The following is a 26,263-nucleotide window of genomic DNA, read 5'->3' as shown; positions in this document are numbered from 1 at the left end:
TGGCATCAATTGGGCCAGAGAAGAAAGCGTAAGATGTGGTATCAGTTCCAGCACCACCATCAATGGTGTCAAAGCCAAAGCCACCATCGATGAAGTCATTACCCGCTCCACCGCTGAGAAGATTATTGGCATCATTACCAACAATCGTATCGTTGCCAGCTGTACCGATTAAATTCTCAATGCTGACTAATTTATCTGTAAGAGGAGAATTTCCCGGAAACTTAACTACACCACTAGAGAGATTGGCATCAATTGGGCCAGAGAAGAAAGCGTAAGATGTGGTATCAGTTCCAGCACCGCCATCAATGGTGTCAAAGCCAAAGCCACCATCTATGAAGTCATCGCCATTACCACCAAACAGTTTGTCATCACCATCCAAGCCTCTGAGGGTATCGTTGTCACTACTGCCGAAGATAACATCATTGCCATTAGTTCCGGAAAAATTAATTGCCATGAGAGTTTATCCTGAATAAAGAGTAATTGTTAATATCAGGACTTACAATTTGCCAAAAAGACAATTATATGAAAAAGCTGTAATTTTCTTTTCCGCCCTACTTCTGTGACTACGATATTTCCTGTTGAGCTGACAACTAAAAAATAAGTTGAGTCAGCTAGCCAGGAATAGATTGTGATGGAAACTACATTTCCAACTTGGAAATAGGAACAAGGGAAAAACTCACTAACATTACAATAAGTGCTAATTCATATAACTGTCCATTTGTACAGTGTGTAAGTTTTAGATATAAGACTGTTAAGCGTCCGAATCGCGCTTGACATCATCATATTAAGTAATCAGTGTAGTTACGCAAGATTACGGAAAAAAGAAAAAACTTTATGCAGCTAGCTCCCCTCTTCCCAATTTTCTACCGCATTCTCCAGCCAAGTTTTCCTAACTGCCTTTGGGCTGGAAATCCAGGTTCTAAAGCGATCGCACTCACATTTGATGATGGGCCACATCCGCAATACACACCCGAAGTCTTGGCAGTGTTAGATCGTTACAAGATTACAGCGAGTTTTTTTTGGTTGGGTGTTTGCGTCAACCGTTCACCAGCTATTGCTAAAGCCGTTAGCGATCGCAGACACTGGATCGGATTGCATGGCTACGATCATCGCTCTTTTCCCATGCTTTCCCCAAATGACTTGAAGGACAGTTTAGAAAAAACCCAAGCTGCCATTTACAATGCCTGCAACCTGCAACCTCAACAAGTGCGAGATGTCCGCCCGCCTAATGGTTTCTTTACACCTGCTACTTTAAAATGGTTTTCTCAGTGGAATTACCGCCCAGTTATGTGGAGCGTTGTACCAGAAGACTGGGTGCGTCCAGGTGTAACTACTGTAGTAGAGCGAATTATGCAGCAGGTCAAAAATGGTTCAATAATTGTTTTGCACGATGGTGCTTGCGGTGGAGAAGATGTTGCTGCCACAATTCAAATTCTCATTCCACAACTGCTACAACAAGGCTATAAGTTTGTAACTGTTGATACTCTGTGGCAGCAAACTCAGGCTAACTAAAGTAACGTGAGTGCGACAAGCCCTTTTTTGACCTCTCCCCCAACCCCTCTCCGTATCGGAGAGGAGAGCCAAAACCCTAATTTTTCATTGCTCGTCCCTTTCCCCGTGGGAGAGGTTCATCGAACTCACGTTAAAGTATTAGCCTGTCAAGTTAAATAAAAGTGTGGTACTGGCGTGTTTATTACTCAAACTTAGCGATCGCTTATTTACATATTTTGCATAGCAAATGTTTATCTGCGATTACGACATTGTAGTGGATAGCGCTTACCCCGCCATGTCGTCCAACCATCTGCTATTTTAGTACGACTATTATATTTGAGATACCAGTTATCTTGTTCTGCACCTAAATAACGAATACCTAAATCCTGTTTTTGTCTGCTGGAAAAACGTTTTCCTAGAGGAACCCACGCACTACCGTTATCACTAAACCGCCCGACGAGACGGACACCAGAAGTAGTAGAGCAAACATCACCGTTACAACTAGTTTGTGGGTCATCGACTACTTTCCACTGCATTTTTGCTGGTCTACCGTCAATATTACAATCCCAGAGACCAAAGAACCACTCACCAGCAATTTGACTGGCTTTCACATGACTAGATGCCAATACCAAACTTGCAGGAACAATCGCCAAGCCCAAAAGCCATTTTGTGATGTTTTTCATAATGCTTCACCAATTCCTTAAGCTAATCTATGCTTTCTATTCACTTACACTTTCTATTCACTTATAGATATCAGTATTACTATTTATGCAGATCGTGAAAGTGTAAAGATTCAATGTTTTTTGTGCATAGACTGCGACACCTTCCTGTTTGTACAACTGAACGGATTAATCAATTACAAACGGGTGAACTGTTATACAGCAGATTTCAAGGAAAGTGAGGTACACAACGATTCGTCTGTTACGCAGGTATAAAGCGTGTTTTACTCCGTAATTCTGAATTATCCAGTATTTATCTAACTAATCTCAAAATCTATCTGACCTGAGTGCATTGCTCTCATACACTGAGGATAATTCAGAACTTCTAAAAGTAAAAATTGAATGCATTAACCTAATATCAAAACTTCTCCAACTGCGTTTATTGTTTAATATGACCGCAGAATGGTATGAAGATTTTTTTACATTTTATAGTCGGGAGTATCAGCTACTAAATGCTGATATCCCAGTGGCTTATGCTAGTCCCTAGAGTTGATGTGTGGCGAGAAAAGCTTCGACTTCAGCAGCAGTAGGTTGAGAAGCGATCGCACCTGGTTTAATAGTAGTCAGTGCCCCAACAGCGCTGGCATAAGTGACAATGCGTTTTGCTGTTTCTGCATCTCGCAAGCTGTGGATACCATACTTACTCAGTTGATGGATGAATCCTGCCAAAAAGCTATCTCCTGCACCAGTTGTATCAACTACAGGGATAGAAAACGAGGGTAATTTGCCTTCGTTCTCACCCAGACAATAAGTGCAGCCGTTTTCCCCATCTGTCACCAATACCCCCTCAATCGAAGCTAGACGGTAAGTAATGGCTCCGGGATCTGCGGTTTCAAATAGCCATTCAGCTTCTTCTTTGGAGAGTTTGAGGAAATCAACTCGCTTAAATAATTCTGGAATTTTTTGATGGGCGATGTTTGGCTCTTTCCAAAATACAGGACGCCAATTAACATCCAGCACAATTTTTAAGTCGTAATGCTCTGCTAATTCTAGAGCGCGGTGAATTGCCGCTTCACTCTCAGGATAAGCTAATTCCAAAGTACCCAAAACCAGAAAATCTGCTTCTTGAAACAGCGAATCTGACAATTGTTTAGCTTGCAGGCGAGTATCGGCAAATTCTGCGGTATCGTACTGACCAAATCCGGCAAAGGTGCGATCGCCAGCCAGATCCCGTGTAACATAAACTTGCCGCGTTGGTGCTGTGGGATGGCGTTGTACTCCCGTAGTCTCTACACCTACATCTTGTAATAGCTTGACCAGTGCATTTCCTGGCTCATCTTCGCCAACAGCACCGATAAATCCTGCTGACATTCCCAGCTTGACTAAAGCACAGGCTACATTAGCTGGTGCCCCTCCTGGGTAGGGAGTCCAAGATTTCACTTCTTCCAACTTTAGCCCTAATTGATCGGCTAAACAATCAAACAAAATTTCACCAAGGCACAAAACACGGGGATTGCTCATCTCATTTTCAATTTTAGATTTTGATGTAGGATTATGAATTTACAGTATAAAATCTACAATAGTTTTTGCTAATCTGTCGCCAGTCCTTCATAGAATTAAATAGCAATTTTTACTACTCTTATAGCGTGTATGTGCTTCTAATCTCGCTTACTTTATCTCAGTGCTTAGACAATATATTTATCAAAATAAGCTATATTTATTACATGATATTTCGCGTGGTTTATATTTTTAGCAACTTGAAATCCAAAGAAAATATTGACAATCATATTACTGCTAACACTTGAAACCCCTACCAAGAAAAGAATCTTCTAGAATTAGAAAGAGCGATTAAGTACATATACCAAGGGAGGATAGAAATAGTCATGGCTGGTGGCAAGTCTGAGACCCCCGTTAGTCTGTCAGACAGAGAACTGCAAATTATCGACTTAGTAGCCGCTGGCTTAACTAACCAAGAGATTGCAGCAAAACTGGAGATTAGCAAGCGTACAGTTGATAACCATATCAGTAATATTCTCACTAAGACTGAGACAGATAATCGAGTAGCCCTTGTCCGCTGGGCTTTACAGTGGGGCAAAGTCTGTTTGAATGATGTCAATTGTTGTACTCTGCCTAACCAGATTGAATAAACAATTTACTAGTAGAAGCTTAATTGCTTTGGTCTAGTAAATTACAAGCCAATTTTGAGTTTTACTGATTGTTCCCCTCCTTACGCCTAAGTTTTCAGTGTGAACACTCTACCAAAAGTTCCGAGTCCTTCACTCAGCCGGAGTTTATGTAAGTGGAGCCAGCTGACCCTCGGACTCGGAAACTAAAAAGATCAGAATTCCTTTCCAAATTCAACAGAACAGATATAGGACTAAGGATTGGGGATTAGTGACTGGGGACTGGGGACTGGGGACTGGGGACTGGGGACTGGGAAGAAGCATCTACAATGCCCAATGCCCCATGCCCCATGCCCCATGCCCAATACCCTAACTAAACAATCATCTACAAAAATTAGCAACAATTCAGTGGTGCAAGCGTTACATTTGAAAGAAATCTATGTTGCCCCATCGGCTTTGGGAGTAGTGTTCCAATGAATACTTCCGCTTCTTTTCAGGGTAGCTCGTCTCCCTTTGAATTTTTTAACTTTAATTTTACGATACCTGTATCTGAGAAGGTTCCGAGTCTGGAAGACCAATCTTCAGACTTTCCGCAACCCACACAAGATGCCGACTTACTCAGACAGCTATCGTTTATTCCAGGGTTAAAAGAAATTTTGATGCTGCGGCAGGTTCATGCTTTAGAACATGCTACTGTTTGGGTTCTTAGCGAATCAAAAAGCGCCTATTCTGCTCCAGCAGAATCCACTAATGTTCAACTAGATAATGAACTATTAGGCGGTTTATCTACTGAGCAGGGATTCTACCTCTATGGTGAAGTAAATATTAGTGATTTGCGGCGTGCAGTCACACTTGCTCGATATCGCATCACCAGTGGAGAATGGGATTTGGCTGTACATCCCCGTTGTGGCACAAATTTGTCAGTAGCAATGCTCTTAACAGCTGGATTAGCTGTGGGTGTGCATCTGTTGCTACCATTTCGACCAATTGAGCAACTTATAGGTTTAGGATTAGCAGCGACGACAGCCGCAGAACTCGCACCTGATTTAGGTTCCATAGTGCAGCGTTACCTAACAACTGCCATTCCTTTTAACCTAGCAATTGAAAATATTACCCGTACGCGCGATCTTTGGGGGCGTGAGGCACATTTTGTTAAAGTGGGCTGGCAAGAATGAAGAGAGCAAGAAGCACAAAGGCAGGGAGCAGAGGGGAAAAGAAGTAATTTTTCTTCTCTCCTTAATGCCCAATGCCCAAGCCCAATGCCCAATGCCCAATGCCCAATGCCCTAAAAAAATTATGAGAAAACTTTACTTCTTACTTCCCGGTACAGATAGCAAATTTGCCTGTGGTGGTCTTTGGGCTGAGTTAAAAGCACTTAATCTAGCTCAGAATTTCTGTAGTGCTGATGTTGTAACTTACCGTCAACGCGAAAAAGATAAGCTTTTTATTGATGATTTGCTAAAAGAGAAAAATTTAAATGATGTAATTTTTGTAATCAGTTGGGGATTTGATATAGCTCAACTCGTGGCTAAACTTAAGCAATATAATGTCGTTTACCATGCACATAGTCCAGGTTATTCATTTAGGCTACCTGCAAGTATTCCAATCATGACTGTTAGCCGCTATACAATGGGATATTGGGGAGAAAAATCACCCAATTCTCTAATTTATTATTTGCCCAATCAAATTTCTGATGAGTTTCAAAATTTAGGTTTGGAACGGGATATTGATGTTTTAGTTCAAGCTCGGAAGTCTTCTGAGTATTTAATTAAAGAATTGATTCCGGCGTTGCAAAAACGTTGTAAAGTATTGGTTGTTGACTCATACATAGAGGATTTACCTGGACTATTTAACCGAGCTAAGGTTTACCTCTATGATTCGGCTGAGTACTGGGCACAACAGCGTGTTAGTGAAGGATTTGGTCTACAACCAATGGAAGCTCTTGCTTGTGGCTGTCAAGTATTTTCTAGTGTCAACGGTGGACTAGCTGATTATTTAGACCCTGGATTTAATTGCTATAAAATTGCTGGATATTCCCAAGAATATGATGTGCAACGGATTCTGAAGGTAATTGAATCTTCAGTAGCTTTTAGTTTATCTGAAGATTTTTTGGTTGAGCATCGTACTGAAAATATTATTAAGCGTTTCCAAGTTATTTTGGATGAGTTAAATGAGTTTTTTGACCATAAAATACAGCAGCCATCTAATATTAAGAGTTTGACTAAAATACGGATGGCGAAATTACTCGCTCAGAAGATATATGGTAAATTGAGGAAGAAATATTTTAAGTCATAGAAACGAACCGCAGAGACACTGAGAACACAGAGAAAAGAGAGGAAATTGAATGAGTCGGCGGTTATTAGTTACTGGGGGTGCGGGGTTTATTGGGGCAAATTTTGTGCATCATTGGTGTCAGGTTTATCCAGGCGATCGCGTGGTGGTGTTGGATGCTCTGACATACGCAGGGAATCGTCTGAATTTGGCGCCCTTTGAGGGAAGAGAGAATTTTCGGTTTGTGCAGGGAGATATTTGCGATCGCACCATCATAGACAACCTATTAGCAACGGAAAATATTGATACCATCGCCCATTTTGCCGCTGAATCTCATGTCGATCGTTCCATTCTTAGCCCAGCCGCTTTTGTGCAAACTAATGTGGTGGGAACTTTCACCCTACTAGAAGCTTTTCGGCAACATTGGGAAGCGAAAGCACAACCATCTGATTATCGTTTCTTACACGTTTCTACTGATGAAGTCTACGGTAGCCTGGGCGCAGATGACCCAGCTTTTTGTGAAACCACACCCTACGCTCCCAATAGTCCCTATTCAGCTTCCAAAGCGGGTAGCGATCATTTAGTCCGTGCTTATTATCATACTTATCAACTTCCAACCATTATCACAAATTGCTCTAATAATTACGGGCCTTATCAGTTTCCCGAAAAACTAATTCCCCTAATGTGTATCAACACTTTGATCGGGAAACCATTACCTGTTTATGGTGATGGTAAAAATGTACGGGATTGGCTTTATGTGGGCGATCATTGCCGTGCTTTAGATGTAGTAATCAATTATGGTCAGCCAGGAGAAACATACAATATTGGTGGCAATAATGAGGTGGAAAATATTAACCTCGTGCAACTTTTATGTCAAATGATGGATGAATTAGCACCTGATTTACCAATATATCCAGCCAAGCAGTTGATTACTTTTGTTAAGGATAGACAGGGACACGACAGGAGATATGCAATTAATGCAAACAAAATTAAAACTCAGCTTGGTTGGACGCCTTCAGTAACAATTGCTAAGGGTTTACGTTTAACAGTTGAATGGTATCTCAATCATCGTGATTGGTGGGAACCTCTGCTGTCTGCGGAATATCAAGCTTACTATCGCAAAAATTATCTGTAGAATGACCTAAAATTGGGCTAACTTTAACGAGTAATGGTCTCAAATTTTTATGGGGAACTAATTTGTCATAATGTAAGCGACCAAGAATTATGCCTGGATGTCTATTTTGATTGTGAGCAAATTCTTCAATCCCTTTCCGAGAAAAGACTTTTTTACTTGTAATAATAAATTCATTTAATGTCTGAGGATTTATTAACCAGTCAGCGGCTTTTTCGTTAGCTGCTCTTTCCTCATCATTCTCTTCTAACGCATCCAAATTATCTAAATAAGCTCCTTGATGTCCTAAAACAATATGTGCTAACTCATGCATGAGGGTGAACCAGAATGAATCTATCCGGTCATATCTCAATGTCAACGCGATAACGGGATTGCTGTTTAAATATAAGGCTGCACCATCCAAGTAGGTTTTGCTTAAATGCGACACAATTATAAAATGTACACCTAAATCTGCCAGCAATTTAGGAATCTGCACAATACTTTCTACTTGTTTCGCACAAGCAAGAATTTTAGGGATAGCAGTCTCAAGTTTTTTGCGTTCAAAACTAGCAACTGCTTGTTGTTTCGCTAGGTTCTCAACTTGTTTTACCCAAGCTATGCGAGAAGTTTCCTCTGGCTCTCGATGCTCGGAACAACGAAAATTAACATCTAGCTGGAGTATTTCATCTAAAGATGATATGCCGAAAAAATCACATACTTGCCGTTCTAAGTCATCAATTGAATCTGCTGCTTGAATCCACTTATTTTTGATTAGTTCAGAGATGGGAGCAATTGTATACAATCGACTTTTACGAGCTATATCTTGCTCTTTTTTTTCTTTTCCTACTAGATGAAGCCGATACTTTGCTTCAAGATTTGTCCAGAACTCTGGAGAAGTACCCAAGGCTTGAGAGAGTTCGATAGCTGTTTCAGGTGTAATTTGCTTGCTTCCCCGAATGATTTCATTGATGGTTTGAACTGGACGCCCCATAATTTCTGCTAAATCTTTCTGTGTCCAGCCACGGGCTTCTAATTCTCGACTTAAAATTTTTCCTGGTGTTGGTACTCTTGCTGGTGCTAGCTTCTGGCTCATATTGCTGTCTCCCCTGCTGACGAAAGTTAGTGGTAGTCTTCGATATCGATTATTGTGAGATAATTTCCCTGCTCATCCTCATCCACTGTCACAATTAGACGCCACTGATTATTCAAACGTAGAGAACGCTGTCCTTGTTTTCCTCGTTTTCCTGATAACTTCTCAAATCTCAATCCTTTTTGAGCATATAAATCTCGCTCGTCTACAGCAGCATCAATAATCGCCATGACTTCAAAAAAGTCATCAACCACACCTGGGTATTTATGAGCATCTTTTTCTGCTGTGTAAAGTGCTTCGAGTTTCTTTTTTTTAAACTGAAAACGCAAAGCTTCCCCCAAGTTAAATGCACTGGATTCTGCATTATATAACAGTTGGCTTCAGCCTTGGGGTGAATGACTGATATTTTAATTATAAATCTTATTGTGACAAGAGATTTAAGCAGTTTGTAAAGTTTGTTAGATAATCTTGAAAGTTAAGGCAAACCTATTCTGTAAAGGACTTTGCTATTTTCCTCCAACAACATATCTTGCTTGAGCTTGATCGTCTTCCTATCACTGTTTGCAGTACAATTGTACTATACAGTCTAACTAAAGGCAAGTTATGCAAAGCGTCTTGTCCATCCCAGTTACACAAATCAAATGCACAACAGCTTACTAAGACAGTAAGGGATTGCTGCCACAGTTTCTGTAGATAATGACTATCCTTAAATATAAGGGAATCAGATCAACGTAAATTGCCAGCAGGTGTTAAGATGCTGCAACCAGAACAAATATTACAAGATCGTTATCAAATCCAGCGCCAACTCGGCAACAATGGAATTCGTCAAACTTGGCAAGCATTGGATTTACAAGCCTCTGATGGCGAAAATTCGACCGTTGTGGTCAAACTTTTGGCCTTTGGCGGTACTGTGCAGTGGGATGACCTGAAACTTTTTGAGAGGGAAGCACAAATCCTTAAACAGCTAAATCATCCCCGCATCCCTCAATATATAGATTATTTTTGTATCGACGATCGCACCCTCTGGTTCGCCTTAATACAAGAATATATCCCTGGTGAGTCGCTTAAGGATAAACTTGCTATTGGCAAAAGGTTTAGTGAAAAGCGAGCCAAAAAAATTGCTGTTGAAGTTTTAAATATTCTCATCTATCTACATGAGTTGAATCCTGGAGTTTTACATAGAGATATTAAACCGAGTAATTTAATCTGGGGCGAAGATAATCAGATTTATTTAGTTGATTTTGGTGCAGTTCAGGATAAAGCGGCAAAAGAGGGCGTTACTTTTACCGTTGTCGGTACTTATGGTTATGCCCCAATGGAACAATTTGGTGGTCGAGCAGTTGCGGCTTCAGACTTATATGCACTGGGAGCGACTTTGATTCATTTGCTCACTGGAACTTCCCCCTCTGATTTACCCCAGCAGGATTTGCGACTGCAATTTACAGACCAAGTTAACCTCAGTCCCAGTTTTGTCAGTTGGCTACAAAAGTTGATAGAACCCGCTCCCGAACAAAGATTTACTAGTGCAAGCGTTGCGCTGAATGCCCTCAAATCGGGACTAACTGTCAAATCTGCAAATAAGAATCAGCTTTTGCCGCTAAAAGAAATCATCAACAATTCTGGATGCGGGATTAATAATCACAATGAAACAGTCCCAGAGGAAATTCTCGGTTGGAATTGGGGCGCTTTTCTGATGCCTTGGTTGTGGATGTGGCCGAATCAAGTGTGGTATGGTCTATTCTGTTTTGTACCTAATGCTTGGTGGGTAATGGCGATCGCACTCGGTGCAAAAGGCAATGAATGGGCTTGGAAAAGTAGACGGTGGCGCAGTATTGAACAATTTAAAGCCCATCAAAGAGGCTGGGCAATCGCTGGTATTCTAATTGGAGCGCCCATTAGTATTATGTTATGGGTTCGAGCGATCGCTTTGCTTAAATCTGCATTTTAGTGGGGCATTGGGCATTGGGCATTGGGCATTGGGCATTGGGCACAAGAAAGAAGCAGAGGGGATGGGGGGCTGAGGGGAAAACTTACTGTAACTTCTCCCCTGCTCCCCTGCTCCCCTGCTTCCTTCTAACTACTAACTTGTGATTCAACTACACCCACGGGACAAGAAACATTTGTCCCTCCCAAACCACAATACCCGTTAGGATTTTTAGCCAGGTATTGCTGATGGTAAGCTTCAGCGTAGTAGAATTCCGGCGCATCCAAGATTTCTGTGGTAATCTTGCCATAACCTGCGCTGTTGAGGGCTTGCTGATAAGCTTCCCGCGATGCTTCTGCTAGCTGCTTTTGACTTTCAGAATATACATAAATTCCCGAACGGTATTGAGTGCCAGTATCATTACCTTGGCGCATCCCTTGGGTGGGATTGTGGCTTTCCCAAAAGACTTTGAGTAGTTCGGCATAACTAATCACTTTGGGATCGAACACAACCAACACCACTTCATTGTGACCGGTTCGCCCACTACATACCTCTTCATAAGTGGGGTTGGGTGTTAAACCAGCAGCGTAACCGACTGCGGTCGTGTAAACTCCTTTAAGTTGCCAGAATTTGCGTTCTGCACCCCAAAAACAGCCCAAGCCAAAGATTGCCTTCTCTAATCCATCGGGAAAAGGAGGTTTTAAGGGATTCTTGTTGACATAATGAGCTGCGGGTACTGACATAGATTGTGCCCTTCCTGACAAAGCTTCTTCAGGTGTGGGCATAACTGCCTTTTTGCCAAATCCGAATAGTGCCATTGATTTTGATGATATATATCTTTACCTTATTTACTATTGTAGGACTTACGCAGAAGAGATCCCCCAACCCCCTTAAAAAGGGGGCTTTTAAGATTCCCCCCTTTTTAAGGGGGGCTAGGGGGGATCAAGCTTTCAAGTTTTCAGTGCGTAAGTCCTGTATTGTAAAGATTCTGGCATCGCTTGGGGTTTTCTCAGAGCCATCCTTAGACTGTGTTGACCTTTACAAAAACAGTTCTGAAATCAAGCTCTTTCCTTGAGCGCCTGTTTTGCAATACTACTAACCCTAGAGTCAGAATCATTGCTTAACCGCTCCAAAATTGAAATCGGTATATTGACGTTTTTGGCAACTTTTGCACGAAGATCGGTGCGTGAATGAACTGCGAATTGTTCTAGCAAATGGACAGGAGTATTGGGATGAGAAGCAATATCATGTAGACCATCGATCGTATTTGGATGCTGCGTTTGGTTGATTTTTAGATAAAGCTTCTCCAGCGCATCTGAAGGTGTATTGGGGTTTTTAGCGAGATTTATGAGAAAGTGAATGTGTGAGCTAGATTGGTTTTGATAGTCTGTAAGTGCAAGCAGGATAGTGGGTGGTGTTTTCAAAGACGATGCGATCGCGCTTACTACATCATACTTATTCATTTGCAACAGATTTTCTAACACTTTTGGAGTAATGTCAGAACGTCTCACCAATCGAACTGCACTTTCTTCATACCTGGCTCGATTTGATGGCGAGACTCGTTGACGTTGCTTAACCAAGAACTCTGCGAAAAACTCTAGAACGGTAGAGGTTGCATTGGGATGGCTTGCGGCTTTGAAGGGTACATCTTCATCTGTATCCTGCGCGAGCTTTTCTAAAATCTTTGCAGGGGTTGAGGGATGGGAAGCAACCAATAGCCGGACAGAGGCTCGTCGATCGCTAGCTAATCGCTCTAGCAAGTCGATGGATGTTCCAGGTTTTCCCTCGATAAAATTGATGATGGCGATCGCAGTTTCGGAAACATTTGGATGGTTCTTGACCAGATCGCGAATTTCTTTCTCATTTTCTCCCGCTAGTTTTTCCAATATTACGCTTGGTGCTTGAGGATTTCGAGCAATTGCTTTATGCATCGAAAAATTTCTCCAATCTGCAAACGTATTGAGCAGGGATAAGGGTGTTTTGGGGTTCTCAGCGATCGCTATTTTGATATTCCAGCTTCCATCCTCAGCTAGTTGAAGCAATAACGATTCAGAAGTGTTCGGATTTTGAACGATCGCGGTAAAGAGTCCATCAAAATCAGATTCATCAGCATTCTCGTAATCGCAGAAAAGAGGCGGGCCTTCTACTACAAGTCGTTCCAGGATGTGAAGAGGTGTCTTTGGATTTCCAGCCACAGCACAAAGAATTTCCTTATCCTCGATTTTGGATAACTGAGCGATCGCACTTTCACTAGTTGTTGTGCTACGCGCTAAAGAGAGTCTAACGAAATGACTCTCAGGATTTTCCAACAGCAAAAGATTGAAAATCGGGTTCGCCGTAATTGCGTCTGGAAACTCTTTACCTAATTTCAGCAACACTTTCGTGGGCGTATTTGGATTTTTAGCTACAGCCTCACGAACTTCTGGCTGAGGATGTAAAGATAGCTCCTCAAGCACCACAACCGAAGTGTCAACAGCCGAGGCTAATGCAAAATCGTTGTCATCAAGCATAATCAAGAATTTTATAGATATAGAATGAGTTTTCCAAAATCTAAGGACACTTTTAGATTAGACTTTTACGAAACTTCATCAATATTACGAATACTTTTCAAGATGAACTTGGTGTTAAAAGCTACTCATGGATAAAATACCGAAAATTGACCGCCAAAGGGAGCATCAAGCGAACGAACGTACATTTCTGGCTTGGCTACGCACTTCTATTGCATTGATTGGCTTTGGTTTTGCGATCGCGCGATTTGGTATATTTCTGCGTCAGTTGAATATTACTATTACTCAACAAGAACCTCCAGTAAGTCCATTATCTAGCTCGGAAAATTTGGGTATTGCTTTGGTAATTTTTGGAATTTTGACTATTGCCTTAGCTGCATGGCGATACAACCAAGTTTTCTGGCAAATTGAAACAGGGAACTATAGACCAAATAGGTTAATGGTTTGGATCATGGCTGGAGTTGTAATTATTTTGGGATTTTTCTGTATTCCTTTGCTTTTATGGCGGGATAAAGTACCTTCTCGTTCTCCGCTTCCCATTCAACCACAGTCCCGAAATTTGCATTAAATACAGCAGGAGTCAGAATAAGTAGATCGGTGTAAATAATTATTGTTGGGATAAGGCAAAGGGCAGGGGGAGAAAGAGTTTGAGGCTTATTTACTTTTCTTTACACAGTTTGGTTTTTTTGCACCGACTTACTTAAACTTTTTATACGGGCGCATTTTATGTAACTTTTTTGCCGATTCTCAATAATCTTAGGTAGGCGTAGCCCAACCCAGGTATCGCTCTATGTCTGCCCAATTTATCGCACTTCATATCTAGCAAGCTTTTAGGCTTTTTGTAATCGTCGCTTTCACCTTGGGCTGAATCGTCATACACTGATTTTGAACTAATGAAACCGGTTGCCCTCAAAGAAACGATGAGCGAAAGTAAGATATCAGAAATATTAGAAACCTTCGAGGCAGACTTGCTGTCGGAGTGGACTCAGGAACTAGCTATTGTCAATATTCGCAGAGGCTTGATTAAAGAAGCCCATCTAAAGGAGGAGTGCCGGGAATTCCTGAGTTTGTTTCGGATTGCCGTTGGGCGGGGCAATACCAATATTCAGGCAGGGGAGTGGCAGGAGATGCGGGAGATGCTCAACAGCATTTCTCGATCGCGATCGCAAAATGGTTTCACACCCTCAGAAACGGCTACATTCGTCTTTTCGTTCAAGAAACCCCTCTTCAAACGAATGCGTCAGCAATTCAAAGACCCGATTGAATTGGGTGAAAATATCTGGTTAGCCACAAACTTATTGGATCGGCTAGGATTGCTGACAATTGAAGTCTATCAAAAGACGCGAGAAGAAGTGATTTTACGGCAGCAAGAAGAGTTGATGGAGCTGTCTACCCCCGTCGTTAAACTCTGGGAGGGAATTTTGGCATTGCCGATAATCGGTACCCTGGATAGTGCCCGGACTCAACTGATGATGGAATCGTTATTGCAGAAGATTGTCGAAACTAGTTCCGAAGTTGCCATCATTGACATTACCGGGGTTCCTACTGTCGATACCCTGACCGCTCAACATTTGCTCAAAACCGTTACTGCTGCCCGTCTCATGGGAGCTGATTGTATGATCAGTGGCATTCGTCCTCAAATTGCCCAAACAATCGTTTATCTCGGCATTGATTTGACAAATATAGTCACCAAAGCAACGTTAGCCGATGCCTTTCTCACGGCGCTAAAACGTTTAGGAACGACCATTACCCGCCCTCAATCTAAATAGGTAGGAAGCAATGGAACGCATTCCTATACTCAAAATGGGCAATTTCCTGCTTGTGACAATTCAGGTAGATATGCACGATCGCCTCGCCACAACGCTACAAGAAGACTTGACCAACCGGATCGCCCAAACTCACGCTCGCGGTGTGCTGATCGATATTTCGGGATTAGAGATTGTTGATTCCTTCATTGGTAGGGTTTTAGCCAACATTGCCAGAATGTCACGGGTGCTAGATGCTGAGACAGTTGTCGTTGGGATGCAGCCTGCTGTGGCAATCACCTTAGTGGAATTGGGGCTGTCGCTGACGGGGATTCGCACTGCCCTAAACGTCGAAAAGGGTATGGCATTGTTGCGATCGTCACTCAATGAAACCACAAATCAAATCACTGCCACTAAATGGCGTGCAGATGATCATGCAGAAGACTGAAACGATTAACATTCAATCTTCTACAGATGTAATTTTAGTTCGGCAGGCTGTGCGCAACCTTGCCGTAGAGATTGGCTTTGGCTTAGTAGACCAAACTAAAATTGTTACTGCCGCCAGTGAGTTAGCCCGCAATACCCTAGACTACGGGGGAGGCGGCACAGTCAAGCTAGAAACGCTTCAGGAAGGGCGACGACGAGGACTTCGGCTAACCTTTGAAGATCGGGGGCCGGGAATTTCCGATATCGAACTGGCACTAAAGGATGGGTTCACAACGGGCAACGGCTTAGGTATGGGGCTAGGTGGTGCTAAACGACTTGCCGACGAGTTTGATATTCAGTCTGTGGTGGGAGAAGGGACACGGATAATAATTGTACGATGGAAATAAAATGAGAGAATCTGTCGCCGTCACAATTACTGAATCTAGCCAGACCGGGGAAGCCAGACGGGCGGCGATGGCTTTAGCAACTCGGCTGGGTTTTCAAGAAACAGAACGGGGCAAGGTTGGGATTGTGGTGACAGAAATTGCGAACAATCTGGTGCAACACGCCCACGGCGGAGTTGTGCTAATGCGATCGCTCAGGCAAGATTCCAAAATTGGCATTGAAATTTTATCGCTAGATAAAGGAGAGGGAATGGTCGATGTGGATGAGTGTTTGCAAGATGGCTTTTCCACAGCCGGAACCTTGGGCAATGGTATGGGTGCAATTCGTCGCCTTTCTGGTTTATTTGAAATTTACTCGATTCCCAACCAAGGAACAGCGCTCCTCGCTCACCTGTGGCTAGGCTCAGCACCTCATCTGCCTGAGAAGGTTTTAGAAATTGGAGCGATCTGTTTGCCCAAACGAGGAGAAGAGGTTTCTGGAGATACCTGGGTCTGTGAAGTCGATTGTTGCCGTAGTCTGTTGCTAGTAGCCGATGGTTTAGGGCATGGGCCTGCGGCTGCCTCAGCAGCAGAAGCAGCCGTGAGAATGTTTCAAGAACATCTTCATTGTTCTCCTGGGGCGATCGTCGAAGCTGCCCACGCCGCCTTGCGAAGTACGCGAGGAGCAGCACTGGCCATTGCCGAAATCGACTTTGAGCAACAGTCTGTCCGCTTTGCTGGCATTGGCAACATCGCTGGTAGCATTTTCTCCTTTACTGAGCACCGCAATTTGCTATCTCATAACGGCACGGTCGGACATGAAATCCACAAAATTCAAGAGTTTACTTATCCCTGGTATGCCAACGGACTTTTAATTATGCATTCTGACGGATTAGGCGCTAAGTGGCAAATCGATCGCTATCCAGGCTTAATGCAAAAACATCCCAGCTTGATTGCAGGTGTGCTATACCGAGACTTTAACCGAGAGCGAGACGATGTGACGGTGTTAGTCGCGAAAGGAATGGGCAGATGACAAAGGTTTTCACGATCGCCATCCAGTACGAACAGGATGTTGTGCAAGCTCGCCAACGAACTCGTGAGATTGCCGAGCAGTTGGGCTTTGATGCTCAAGATCGGGCGCGATTGGCGACGGCAGTTTCCGAAATTGCCCGCAACGCCTTTCAATATGCCCAAGACGGAACGGTTGAATTTTCTGTGGTGGGAGAGCCGCAAGCGTTTCTGATTCGGATTCAAGATCGGGGTGGAGGCATTCCTGATTTAGCAGACGTTTTGGCCGGACGCCACACCTCTGATACGGGAGCGGGGCTAGGCATCGTGGGTACTCGTAGATTGATGGATTTTTTTGAGATTGAATCGCTGCCGGGACAGGGAACAACCGTGACAATCGGCAAAAGGTTGTCGAAGCGCACACCTACTTTCAGCGATTCCCAATTGCAGCAGATTCGAGAAACCGTAATTGGGCGATCGCCCGAAAATCCCTATCAAGAAATCCAGCAGCAAAACCAAGAATTACTCCAGGCAATGGCAGAGCTACGCAAGCGTGAGGAAGAATTAAGCCAACTGAATCAGGAATTGGAAGAAACCAATCGCGGTGTGGTTGCCCTCTATGCAGAACTGGATGAGAAAGCCAGCTCCCTGCAACAGGTAAACGAGTTAAAAACCCGCTTTCTCTCCAACATGAGCCACGAGTTTCGTACGCCGCTCAACTCGATTCTCTCCCTCTCTCGAATGCTGCTAGCCCGGATAGATGGCGATTTGACCATTGAGCAAGAAAAGCAGGTGACATTCATCCAAAAGGCAGCAAGCGGATTATCAGAATTGGTCAACGACTTGCTAGATTTGGCAAAGGTGGAAGCTGGAAAAATTGAAGTGCATCCCAGTTCTTTTGAAGTGAGTGACTTGTTTGGCACGCTACGGGGGATGCTGCGCCCATTATTGGTTCAAGGCTCCTCCGTGACGCTGATTGTCGAGGAACCTGAAGGTATTTCGCCACTCTATACCGATGAGGGGAAAGTCGCTCAAATTCTGAGAAACTTTGTCTCGAATGCGCTCAAATTTACCGAGCGGGGAGAGGTGCGCGTCAATGCTGTGCAAACGGGTCATACCGTCACCTTCTCTGTATCTGATACAGGTATCGGCATTGCTCCCGCCGATCGAGAGCGGATTTTTGAGGATTTTATGCAAATTGAGTCCCCTCTGCAAAAGCAAGTGAAGGGAACCGGTTTAGGATTGCCGTTATCGCGCAAGCTAGCGGAGCTAATTGGCGGTAGCATTTCGATGAAAAGTCAGCCAGGTGAAGGCTCTACCTTTACAGCCTTGATTCCCATCGTCTACCCAGATACCAGCGAATTGACCACCGTAGTGCAACCAATCACATCAGTTGAGCCAACTCGCCTGCCGATTCTGGTGGTTGAAGATCATCCAGAAACTCTATTTATTTACGAAAAGCATCTTCAGCAATCAATCTATCAATTAATTGCTACCCGCACCTTAGCTCAAGCAAGGCTTGCCTTACAACAATTTCGACCGGCGGCAATTATGCTAGATATTTTGCTGGAGGGGCAAAACGGCTGGACGTTCTTGCGAGAAATCAAAGGGGATGAAACAACCCGCACTATCCCTGTACTCGTGATTACCATCATTGATAACGAGAAGCAAGCATTGGCGTTAGGAGCAAACGGTTTTCTAATTAAGCCAGTAGACAGATTGCCGCTATTGAACAAACTTAATACGCTAATTACTGAGAACAAGCCTCAAAAAATCTTGTTAATTGACGATGACCCCGCCTATCGGTATCTTGTGAAACAGTTGTTGATAAATACACCATTGAGTATTTTAGAAGCCGCAAATGGAAAAGAAGGATTAAATTTGGCACAACGAGAGCAGCCAAACGCAATCGTGCTGGACTTGGAGATGCCAGAACTCGGCGGGTTTGATGTACTCAAGCAACTTAAGAACAATTCCGTCACTCAGTCGATTCCTGTGATTATTCACTCATCTGCCCAACTGGATGCTGAAGCGCAAAGCCGATTAGCGGCGCAAAGCATAGCCATTGTTTCCAAAGAAATAGGCTCTCAAACCACGACGACCGCTCAACTTCAAGATGCACTCGTCAAAGCCGGACTTGTTTTAGAGGTTTCAGGGAAAAGTCATGTCTGAGCCACGAGTTACGATCCTGCATGTTGACGATAACGAAGCCAATCGTTACGTTGTTACCCGTATCTTGCAAAATGCAGGCTTTAGTGTGGTGGAAGCGGCAACTGGAGCGGCAGGATTAGAAGCTATTGTTAACTTCCAGCCTGACTTAATAATTTTAGATGTCCAATTACCAGATATCAGCGGCTTTGAAGTCTGTCGCCAAATTAAGGCAAATCCAGAAACGGCTTTTATTCCTGTGCTACACCTCTCTGCAAGTTTTGTCCAAAGCCAGGATAAAGCAGAAGGCTTAGATAGTGGTGCTGATGCTTATCTGGTGCAACCCGTTGAACCGATTGAACTGCTTGCCACTTTGCGATCGCTGCTGCGAATTCGTCGGGCGGAGGAAGCTGCTTTGTCCTCAGCGCGGGAGTGGCAAACCACCTTTGATTCCATGAACGACGGCGTATCTCTGGTAGACCAAGAAGGTAGAATTATGCGCTGTAATCGAGCGATGATGCAGCTTTTTAACAAGCCCTCGCACGAAATCTTAGGTTATGCCCACCACGAGCTGATGGGCGCAAAATTGGGAATCGGCGATGGCACTTGTTTTCGCCGTGCGAAACAAACCCACCAACGGCAAGTTCTCGAATTTCAGTCTCAAGAACGGTGGTTTGCCAAAACCATCGATCCGGTACTCGATCGGGATGGGAATCTTACAGGCGCCGTTTTCATTCTGTCTGATATCACCGAACGTAAACGAGCAGAAGCATTGTTGAAAGAGCAAAACGATCGCCTCAATCAACTAATGATTTCTTTGCAGCAACAGACCGAACAAGCGCAACAAGCCAACCGCATCAAAGATGAGTTTTTGGCAGTGCTGTCTCATGAATTGCGATCGCCCTTGAATCCAATTCTGGGTTGGGCAAAAATTTTGCAAAAAAGTCACCAGGATGCAGCCAAAACTCAGTACGCCCTAGAAACGATCGAGCGCAACGCGAAACTGCAAGCACAATTAATCGAAGATTTGCTCGATGTGTCGCGTATTCTCCAAGGTAAGTTGAGTTTAAACACAGTTCCAGTCGGTTTGACTTTTACTATCAAAGCTGCACTTGAAACCGTGCGCCTTGCTGCTGAAGCTAAATCTATTCAGATTCAAACAATATTTGAACCGAATGTTGGGCAAGTGTTGGGTGATTCTGGTCGCTTGCAACAAGTTGTTTGGAATCTACTTTCTAACGCGATTAAATTTACCTCACAGGGTGGTCGAGTAGAGGTGCGGTTAGAAACGATCGAGGATGAAGTAGATAGTCGTGCTGCGAAATACACTCAAATCACTGTCAGCGATAATGGTAGGGGGATCTCTGGTGACTTTCTACCCTACGTTTTTGACTACTTTCGCCAAGCCGATGGGACAACGACGCGAAAATTTGGCGGGTTGGGGTTAGGGTTAGCGATCGTGCGTCATTTGGTTGAATTGCACGGCGGAACCGTTCAGGCAGCGAGTCCTGGAGAAGGGCAAGGAGCGGTATTTAAAGTTAAACTTCCACCGATCGCTGCTTCAAAATTGAATCAAGTTAATACCGCCGATCGCGATCGCTCAGATTTTAATCTCAATGGATTGCAAGCACTGCTGGTAGACGATAACAAAGATTCACGGGAGTTCATTGCCTTCGTGCTAGAACAGTACGGAGTACAAGTGACTGAAGCGGACTCAGCACATGATGCTCTAAACAATTTGATGCAAGCAAAATTTGATTTGTTAATTAGTGATATTGGTATGCCCGATATGGATGGCTACACCCTTATTCGTCAAATTAGAAAGCAGTCACCCGAACAAGGCGGAGAAATTCCTGCGATCGCCGTGACTGCTTATGCCGGAGAAATCGATCGACAACAAGCACTAGCTGCCGGATTTCAACAACATATTTCTAAACCAATTGAGCAAGAATTATTAATACAGGCTATTTTGACTATAGTAACGATTTAGCAACCTGAATTTTAAGGTTTTTGGCGATAACTGAAAGTGTATTGATTTATAAATATCCGTCAATCAGACTGTATAACAATCCAAAGGCTATAGCCTGACTCAATCATTCGTGAATAACTAGATCCCCGACTTCTTCAAGAAGTCGGGGATCTGAGCTTGAGCCATTCAATTAACGTGAGTTCGACAAGCCTTTTTTTGACCTCTCCCCCAACCCCTCTTGGACACCTAGAGGGGAGCCAAAACCCTAATTTCTCGTTGCTCCTCCCTTTCCCAGTGGGAGAGGGCTGGGGTGAAGGTTCATCGAACTCAGTTCAATTAACAGTAGATTCAGAAATAACCGTTACACAGGCATTCACTAAGGGTAACAATGGCCCTATTTGCTCTTGTCCATTCACTGCTAAATCGCTATGACACAAATAAACTCTTTCGGATACACGAGAGAGCAAATCTGTCAAAATCCTTTGCAGTCGTTGTTCTTCTGCCAATTTCTCATCTTCTGCTGTCCAAGGTTCGCCTAATCTGTCTCGTAGGAAAAACGGCGCACCAAACAAAGTTGCTGCACCACCTTTGGCCCATAGTGGCGAACCAGCATCCAGCCAAAAATGCCACTGGTGCGATCGCCTACTAGATCGATATTGAAATATAGTTGCTAAGGTGACAGCCTTTCTTGCTCCACCAATGGGGCGCACCGGGTAAGCATTGGCAGTGATTGTACCGCGTCGCAGTAATTGAATGAATTCGATAATAGTTGTGTAAGGCATTGTCTCAACTGGGGCAATTTGTCGTAATCTGGTGTCAATTTCCCAGTAGTGTTGGGCAGTTTCTAATAATTCCCGCAATGCTGCTAGTTGTTCGTAGGGGAGATTGCTCCCATTCCACAAAAAACGTTGAATTGCTCTGTCTAACAGAGAAATGGGACTGGGAATTAACCGCAATTCTTGTTGCGATCGCTGCTGTTCTAACCACTGTAATATTTCACTATAGGCTGTAGTAGCTGCATAGCCGATTCGATCCCAGCGCTCAAAGGCTGACACTGGTAGCAAATTAGGGCGATCGGGATGGGGTACAAAGCAGTAATCTGCAATCAAACCAGCGCGTACCGGATCAATATTTGTAGAGACGCGATTCATCGCGTCTCTTGTAGATACCCGATTCATCGCGTCTGTAGAGTTTTCTGGTGGTTGTTGTTTCCTGCTCAATACAACCAGCATTTCTGCCACCGCATCCCGATCTACCAGGCGCCCTAAGCCGGGATAAACTAGTGCCAGCATGGTGAGTAAGGCACGAATCACGGGCGAACTAATTAGGGGACGTTGGTCATTGAGCGATTCTACTGGGATATTTTGTTTGACGAGGATTTCTACTAGAGTATAACGAGCGATCGCATCTAAACCCGGTGCAATAATTGCTACTTCTTCTGGTTGCACTTGCTGTGATTGGATGGCATTAGCAATTACCTCTGCTGTTTGCCGCAATAATTGGGCGCGGGAGGTGGTTTGAATTGAATGCACTGTTTTTGGTAAACTCAACAGTACCATCGGGGAAGTGACTAATTCCACCATCTGTTTAGTCAGTTGCTCGCTAAGGGACTCTGGAGGCGGCCCGTTCAATATTTCTACCCGACAACGCTCTGCTAACCCTTCTAAATAGTTGGGATCTGCTCCCAATCCCAATCGCACCGCACCGTCAGGATTGTAGCTAAACGCGCCAACTGCGCCTCGATCTAATAGCAACTCAAACAAAAGACGCGCTACGCTAGGATAATCATCAACATCATCCGCCAGTACTGCTTGATAGCGTTTCGTTAGATGCTGCTGGTAATTGCGATCGCTTAATAAGTGCTGACTATACAGTTCGGTAATAATTCCATAAGTCAGTAATCCCCTCTCTAAACACCAGTTACGCCAATCTAACAGCAAAGATGCCAAAAATTCCGGCTCTAAAGTTGTGCTATTTTCCCCAAAACCCTTGGACAAAATTTGGGCAATATTTTCGCAAGGGATACCACTGTAAGCTGCTAATTGTAATAAGTCTAAAATGCGACGCACCAAGCGAGATTCATTCACTCCCGCAAGACGTAAAATTTCTTCGTCTAATTGCGGACGCCAAAGTTTGGTTGCTAACTCTTGTTCGGTTTCCGGTCGCAATCTTACCGGAAACTGTGCTTTCAGGTTCAACGAGTTAATCAGCAACGGCCAAAATAAAATAACTTCATCCTGAAAAAAACCTAGTGGCGTCTTGGCACGAACCGGATATTTACCTAATGTAGATGTGACAATTATATCTCCTAACTCTCGACGATTATCATCATTGGCAGCTAAAACTAAAACTCCTGGCTCTGTTTGTTTAAGATATAAAAATTCAGGTACATCACCTGTTTTTTTACGCCCTGTTTTTTTTGTATAAAATGATTCAGTATATTGTTTTTCTGATGTTACCCAATTACAAAATTGCTCTACTAAGCGAGCCGTCTTACCACTACGGCTAGTGCCAACAATCCAAACCGAATGAGAAACCACAAACTTTCTCCTTGTAGATTTGTTAGTATACCTCGTGCGTTAACTTAAGGTTAATAGTCATCAAACAATGCTGAATGATTGTCTGCAATGAAAAATTCTGTTTTTAGTCAAAAAATCTATTCTTTCTTGCTTGCTGCTTTTCGATGGTACTTACAGACTCCTGAACGTTCTTTAGATGAAGCTTACAATGCAGCATTAAAAATTCAGGAGATAGAAGATAAGCATTTCAATGGTAATAAAATAGACATTGACTCGGCCATGTACAGTAACAGTGTGATGGATTACTTTGAGTCAGACCTCAACAAGCTATTAAAAATTGCCAGGATGCGGCTGACGGAGTTTAGAGGAAGCCGTTGGTTTCTAAATGAAGAGAATCAAAAAGCTGCCGATAAAGCAGGTATAGAGTATCTAAGTCCTTCTTTAGTTTTGGAAAAGCTCAATTTTATCGATCGAGTTCTTTCTAAATACACAACAAGTTCCGATAAAACAACTTCTAACGCTTTAGTAGTACAACCTCCAAATCTACCAGTTAATTCTGTAACATCTGACGACAAATCGCTGCTCGTCAACACTCCAACATTACCACCCAAAATACCAAATCGAGACTTAAACAATAAACCAAAAGCCAAGAGCAAAACCGATACAACAGGTGTTTTACCTCGCTCTATTTTAAGTACTATCAGTCGTCTGCAAGTTGAATTAGACCCTAATTCGGAACAAGAAGTAATTCAGAGTTTTCGTCAAACTCAAAAAAGAACAATAATATCTATTAGGTTTATTTTACTATTAATTATTGTACCACTTTTAACGCATCAGATAGCAAAAGCTTTTGTAGTTGGGCCAATTATTGAGAGATTTAGAAGCAGTGAGGAAATACAGATATTTCTCAATTCGGAAATGGAAGAGGAAGCCCTTTTAGAATTAGAAAGATTTGAAGAAAAGCTCAAGTTTGAAAATCTCATTGTCAAAGCTCCTCCACTGTTACCTGAGCAGATGGAGACTGAAATGAAAAAGAAGGCGAAAGAGCTTGCTGAAGAATTTCGTCACGAAAGCTCTGGTGCGATCAAAAATGTTTTTGCAGATATGTTCTCGGTGGTTGCTGTTATCTGGCTTTTGCTAGTCAGTAAGTCTTCTATTGCTGTGCTCAAAGATTTCTTTGATAATATTGTCTATGGACTTAGTGATAGTGCCAAGGCATTTATCATTATTTTGTTTACTGATATCTTTGTCGGATTCCACTCTCCTCATGGCTGGGAAGTACTGCTAGAAGGAGTATCACGCCATTGGGGATTACCGGCAAATAGAGATTTTATCTTCTTATTTATCGCTACATTTCCGGTGATTTTAGATACTATCTTTAAGTATTGGATCTTCCGATATTTGAATCGGATATCGCCTTCTGCTGTTGCGACTTACCGTAATATGAATGAATAGGGAATAGGGCATTGGGCATCCCTTCGGCTACGCTCAGAGCAAGTGGGCATTGGGAATTGGGAAAAATTTTTGGTTTTTGATTTTAGAATTTGAGCGAGGTAGGAAAATTTTAAAAATCTTGAATCTTGATGAAAAAGACATTTATTGGGTTAGGAAAGTTTAACAAAACTATCGCTATCAGTCTACCTGTAATTTTGTCGATTTTCTTGGTGCGGATGCAATCTTTCACGCATCAGGAACTCATTTCGCCAGAATGTCAGGTGAAAAAGTGGGATCTACCAGTGTCCTTGACTGCTGAAAATCAAGATGCATTTTTGCAAAAACAAAAATTACCATTAATCCAGAGACTACCAATTACTTGTTGTCAAAGTGATACCTCTTGTCTGGATGAAGTCATTTATGGCAAAATACCAGAGAAAAAGGCACTGATCGGTGCGATCGCTCGCAGTCTCCAATATCTGCAAACAGCTAATGCTGCGGCTGCTTATCAAAACTATCCGGTGGCTGGGATTACCCGCGATCGCGTCATCAAAAGTTTGCAAAGATTCCGCGAACTTCTATTAAAAACCAATTCTGCAACAGAATTACATCAAGCCATTGAGCAGGAATTTGTTCTTTACCAGTCAGTTGGTAAAGATAACCAAGGTTCCGTTTTATTCACCGCCTATTATGAGCCACTTTACGCAGCCAGTCGCGTCCCCACAGCAGAATATCGCTATCCCGTTTATCGCTTACCTCCCGATTTCAACTCTTGGACTAAGCCTCATCCCACACGCGAGGAGTTAGAAGGAGCGGATGGTTTACAAGCTGCAAAAGGGAAATTGCGAGGATTAGAGTTATTTTGGTTTCGCTCTCGCCTCGAACCATATCTAGCTCAAATTCAAGGTTCAGCGAAACTTCAGCTTCCCGATGGGACTCAAACCACAATCGGCTATGCGGGTAATACTGCTTATAACTACAAAAGTATTGGGCGAGAATTAATAGATGATGGCAAATTACCGCAAGAAGGTGTAACGATGCCAATTATTCTCGATTATTTCCAAAAGCATCCCCAAGAATTAAATATTTATATTCCGCGCGATCGCAGCTTTGTTTTTTTTCAAGAAAATCACGGTGAGCCAGCCCAAGGCTCTATCAATGTACCATTAACAGCAGAGCGTTCTATTGCTACAGATAAATCTCTTATGCCTCCTGGGGCTTTAGCATTGATTCGCGCTTCTATTCCCTTTGTTAATCCTACCGGAAAAATGCAGGAGCGCATTATTAGCCGCTATGTTCTCGATCAAGATACCGGAGGTGCAATTAAAGGTGCAGGTAGAGTGGATTATTTTTTAGGTACTGGGAAAATCGCAGGCGATCGCGCTGGCGTTACAGTCAGCAATGGACAATTATTTTATCTCTTACTTAAGTCCAAAAATTAAACACACTCGCATT

At 43.2% G+C, this 26,263-nt stretch carries 23 protein-coding genes; 15 read left to right on the top strand and 8 right to left on the bottom strand.

All coding sequences use genetic code 11. The features are described from left to right. A partial coding sequence (locus tag RMZ42_RS10355; RefSeq protein ID WP_322671343.1) for a calcium-binding protein occupies positions 1-454 on the bottom strand: 454 nt, incomplete at its 3' end. A gap of 380 nt (positions 455-834) precedes the next feature. On the opposite strand from RMZ42_RS10355, the gene RMZ42_RS10350 reads away from it, so the two are divergent. Further along, positions 835-1,512 carry a polysaccharide deacetylase family protein gene (locus RMZ42_RS10350; RefSeq protein ID WP_322671342.1) on the top strand — a complete coding sequence of 226 codons (678 nt, stop codon included), beginning with the start codon at positions 835-837 and terminating at the stop codon, positions 1,510-1,512. 230 nt (positions 1,513-1,742) lie between these two features. Here RMZ42_RS10350 and RMZ42_RS10345 read toward each other — a convergent pair whose 3' ends face one another. Together RMZ42_RS10345 and RMZ42_RS10340 are read right to left on the bottom strand one after the other, a co-directional pair. Next, positions 1,743-2,174: a DUF6006 family protein gene (locus tag RMZ42_RS10345; RefSeq protein WP_292816760.1), complete on the bottom strand. Its 432-nt coding sequence runs from the start codon at positions 2,172-2,174 to the stop codon at positions 1,743-1,745. A gap of 519 nt (positions 2,175-2,693) precedes the next feature. After that, the gene (locus RMZ42_RS10340) at positions 2,694-3,671 is read right to left on the bottom strand and encodes a carbohydrate kinase (protein ID WP_322671341.1); all 978 of its coding nucleotides are present in this window, start codon (positions 3,669-3,671) and stop codon (positions 2,694-2,696) included. A gap of 362 nt (positions 3,672-4,033) precedes the next feature. Here RMZ42_RS10340 and RMZ42_RS10335 point away from each other — a divergent pair, with 362 nt between their 5' ends. The 4 genes from RMZ42_RS10335 to rfbB all read left to right on the top strand — a co-directional run bounded on the left by RMZ42_RS10335 (position 4,034) and on the right by rfbB (position 7,679). Next, positions 4,034-4,297, top strand: coding sequence for a helix-turn-helix domain-containing protein (locus tag RMZ42_RS10335; RefSeq protein ID WP_292870113.1), 264 nt, complete (start codon positions 4,034-4,036; stop codon positions 4,295-4,297). A 449-nt stretch (positions 4,298-4,746) separates the two neighbouring features. Beyond that, on the top strand, positions 4,747-5,448 hold the full coding sequence (locus RMZ42_RS10330; protein ID WP_322671340.1) for a DUF6391 domain-containing protein: 702 nt from the start codon (positions 4,747-4,749) through the stop codon (positions 5,446-5,448). Between the two features lie 121 nt (positions 5,449-5,569). Beyond that, positions 5,570-6,568: a glycosyltransferase gene (locus tag RMZ42_RS10325; RefSeq protein WP_322671402.1), complete on the top strand. Its 999-nt coding sequence runs from the start codon at positions 5,570-5,572 to the stop codon at positions 6,566-6,568. 49 nt (positions 6,569-6,617) lie between these two features. Further along, the gene (rfbB, locus tag RMZ42_RS10320) at positions 6,618-7,679 is read left to right on the top strand and encodes a dTDP-glucose 4,6-dehydratase (protein ID WP_322671339.1); all 1,062 of its coding nucleotides are present in this window, start codon (positions 6,618-6,620) and stop codon (positions 7,677-7,679) included. Here rfbB and RMZ42_RS10315 read toward each other — a convergent pair. Both RMZ42_RS10315 and RMZ42_RS10310 read right to left on the bottom strand, forming a co-directional pair. Beyond that, the gene (locus RMZ42_RS10315; protein ID WP_322671338.1) at positions 7,606-8,748 is read right to left on the bottom strand and encodes a HigA family addiction module antitoxin; all 1,143 of its coding nucleotides are present in this window, start codon (positions 8,746-8,748) and stop codon (positions 7,606-7,608) included. The genes rfbB and RMZ42_RS10315 overlap by 74 nt on opposite strands. A 26-nt stretch (positions 8,749-8,774) precedes the next feature. After that, positions 8,775-9,074: a type II toxin-antitoxin system RelE/ParE family toxin gene (locus RMZ42_RS10310; RefSeq protein WP_322671337.1), complete on the bottom strand. Its 300-nt coding sequence runs from the start codon at positions 9,072-9,074 to the stop codon at positions 8,775-8,777. Positions 9,075-9,499: 425 nt separating this feature from the next. On the opposite strand from RMZ42_RS10310, the gene RMZ42_RS10305 reads away from it, so the two are divergent. After that, complete coding sequence (locus RMZ42_RS10305; protein WP_322671336.1) at positions 9,500-10,693, top strand: serine/threonine-protein kinase; 1,194 nt, start codon at positions 9,500-9,502, stop codon at positions 10,691-10,693. 125 nt (positions 10,694-10,818) lie between these two features. Here the strand turns inward: RMZ42_RS10305 and msrA are convergent, their stop codons facing one another. Together msrA and RMZ42_RS10295 are read right to left on the bottom strand one after the other, a co-directional pair. Continuing rightward, positions 10,819-11,487: a peptide-methionine (S)-S-oxide reductase MsrA gene (gene msrA, locus RMZ42_RS10300; RefSeq protein ID WP_322671335.1), complete on the bottom strand. Its 669-nt coding sequence runs from the start codon at positions 11,485-11,487 to the stop codon at positions 10,819-10,821. A 240-nt stretch (positions 11,488-11,727) separates the two neighbouring features. After that, positions 11,728-13,179, bottom strand: a complete 1,452-nt coding sequence (locus tag RMZ42_RS10295; RefSeq protein ID WP_322671334.1) for a hypothetical protein — start codon at positions 13,177-13,179, stop codon at positions 11,728-11,730. A 127-nt stretch (positions 13,180-13,306) separates the two neighbouring features. Between RMZ42_RS10295 and RMZ42_RS10290 the strand changes: the two genes are divergently transcribed. The 7 genes from RMZ42_RS10290 (at position 13,307) to RMZ42_RS10260 (ending at position 20,876) form a co-directional block, all read left to right on the top strand. Continuing rightward, positions 13,307-13,744 (top strand): YidH family protein, encoded by a 438-nt coding sequence (locus tag RMZ42_RS10290; protein ID WP_322671333.1) that lies wholly within the window; start codon positions 13,307-13,309, stop codon positions 13,742-13,744. Between the two features lie 325 nt (positions 13,745-14,069). After that, on the top strand, positions 14,070-14,945 hold the full coding sequence (locus RMZ42_RS10285; protein WP_322671332.1) for an STAS domain-containing protein: 876 nt from the start codon (positions 14,070-14,072) through the stop codon (positions 14,943-14,945). Positions 14,946-14,955: 10 nt separating this feature from the next. Beyond that, positions 14,956-15,369: an STAS domain-containing protein gene (locus RMZ42_RS10280; RefSeq protein WP_322671331.1), complete on the top strand. Its 414-nt coding sequence runs from the start codon at positions 14,956-14,958 to the stop codon at positions 15,367-15,369. After that, positions 15,356-15,754, top strand: coding sequence for an anti-sigma regulatory factor (locus RMZ42_RS10275; RefSeq protein ID WP_322671330.1), 399 nt, complete (start codon positions 15,356-15,358; stop codon positions 15,752-15,754). The genes RMZ42_RS10280 and RMZ42_RS10275 overlap by 14 nt, the downstream gene beginning before the upstream one ends. A gap of 1 nt (position 15,755) precedes the next feature. Continuing rightward, positions 15,756-16,763 carry an ATP-binding SpoIIE family protein phosphatase gene (locus RMZ42_RS10270; RefSeq protein ID WP_322671329.1) on the top strand — a complete coding sequence of 336 codons (1,008 nt, stop codon included), beginning with the start codon at positions 15,756-15,758 and terminating at the stop codon, positions 16,761-16,763. Further along, positions 16,760-18,910 (top strand): ATP-binding protein, encoded by a 2,151-nt coding sequence (locus RMZ42_RS10265; RefSeq protein WP_322671328.1) that lies wholly within the window; start codon positions 16,760-16,762, stop codon positions 18,908-18,910. Before RMZ42_RS10270 ends, RMZ42_RS10265 begins: the two co-directional genes overlap by 4 nt. After that, positions 18,903-20,876, top strand: a complete 1,974-nt coding sequence (locus tag RMZ42_RS10260) for a response regulator (RefSeq protein ID WP_322671327.1) — start codon at positions 18,903-18,905, stop codon at positions 20,874-20,876. The genes RMZ42_RS10265 and RMZ42_RS10260 overlap by 8 nt, the downstream gene beginning before the upstream one ends. Positions 20,877-21,187: 311 nt before the next feature. Here RMZ42_RS10260 and RMZ42_RS10255 read toward each other — a convergent pair whose 3' ends face one another. Continuing rightward, positions 21,188-23,395: a recombinase family protein gene (locus RMZ42_RS10255; RefSeq protein ID WP_322671326.1), complete on the bottom strand. Its 2,208-nt coding sequence runs from the start codon at positions 23,393-23,395 to the stop codon at positions 21,188-21,190. A gap of 78 nt (positions 23,396-23,473) precedes the next feature. On the opposite strand from RMZ42_RS10255, the gene RMZ42_RS10250 reads away from it, so the two are divergent. Together RMZ42_RS10250 and RMZ42_RS10245 are read left to right on the top strand one after the other, a co-directional pair. After that, on the top strand, positions 23,474-24,829 hold the full coding sequence (locus RMZ42_RS10250) for a proton extrusion protein PcxA (RefSeq protein ID WP_322671325.1): 1,356 nt from the start codon (positions 23,474-23,476) through the stop codon (positions 24,827-24,829). A 128-nt stretch (positions 24,830-24,957) separates the two neighbouring features. Continuing rightward, complete coding sequence (locus RMZ42_RS10245) at positions 24,958-26,250, top strand: murein transglycosylase A (protein WP_322671324.1); 1,293 nt, start codon at positions 24,958-24,960, stop codon at positions 26,248-26,250. The last annotated feature ends 13 nt before the right edge of the window (positions 26,251-26,263 follow it).

The organism is Nostoc sp. DedQUE05, assembly GCF_034530955.1.
Lineage (GTDB): Bacteria > Cyanobacteriota > Cyanobacteriia > Cyanobacteriales > Nostocaceae > Nostoc.
The sequence above is the reverse complement of the archived record's forward strand: the minus strand, read 5'-3'. Positions and strand labels throughout refer to the sequence as shown.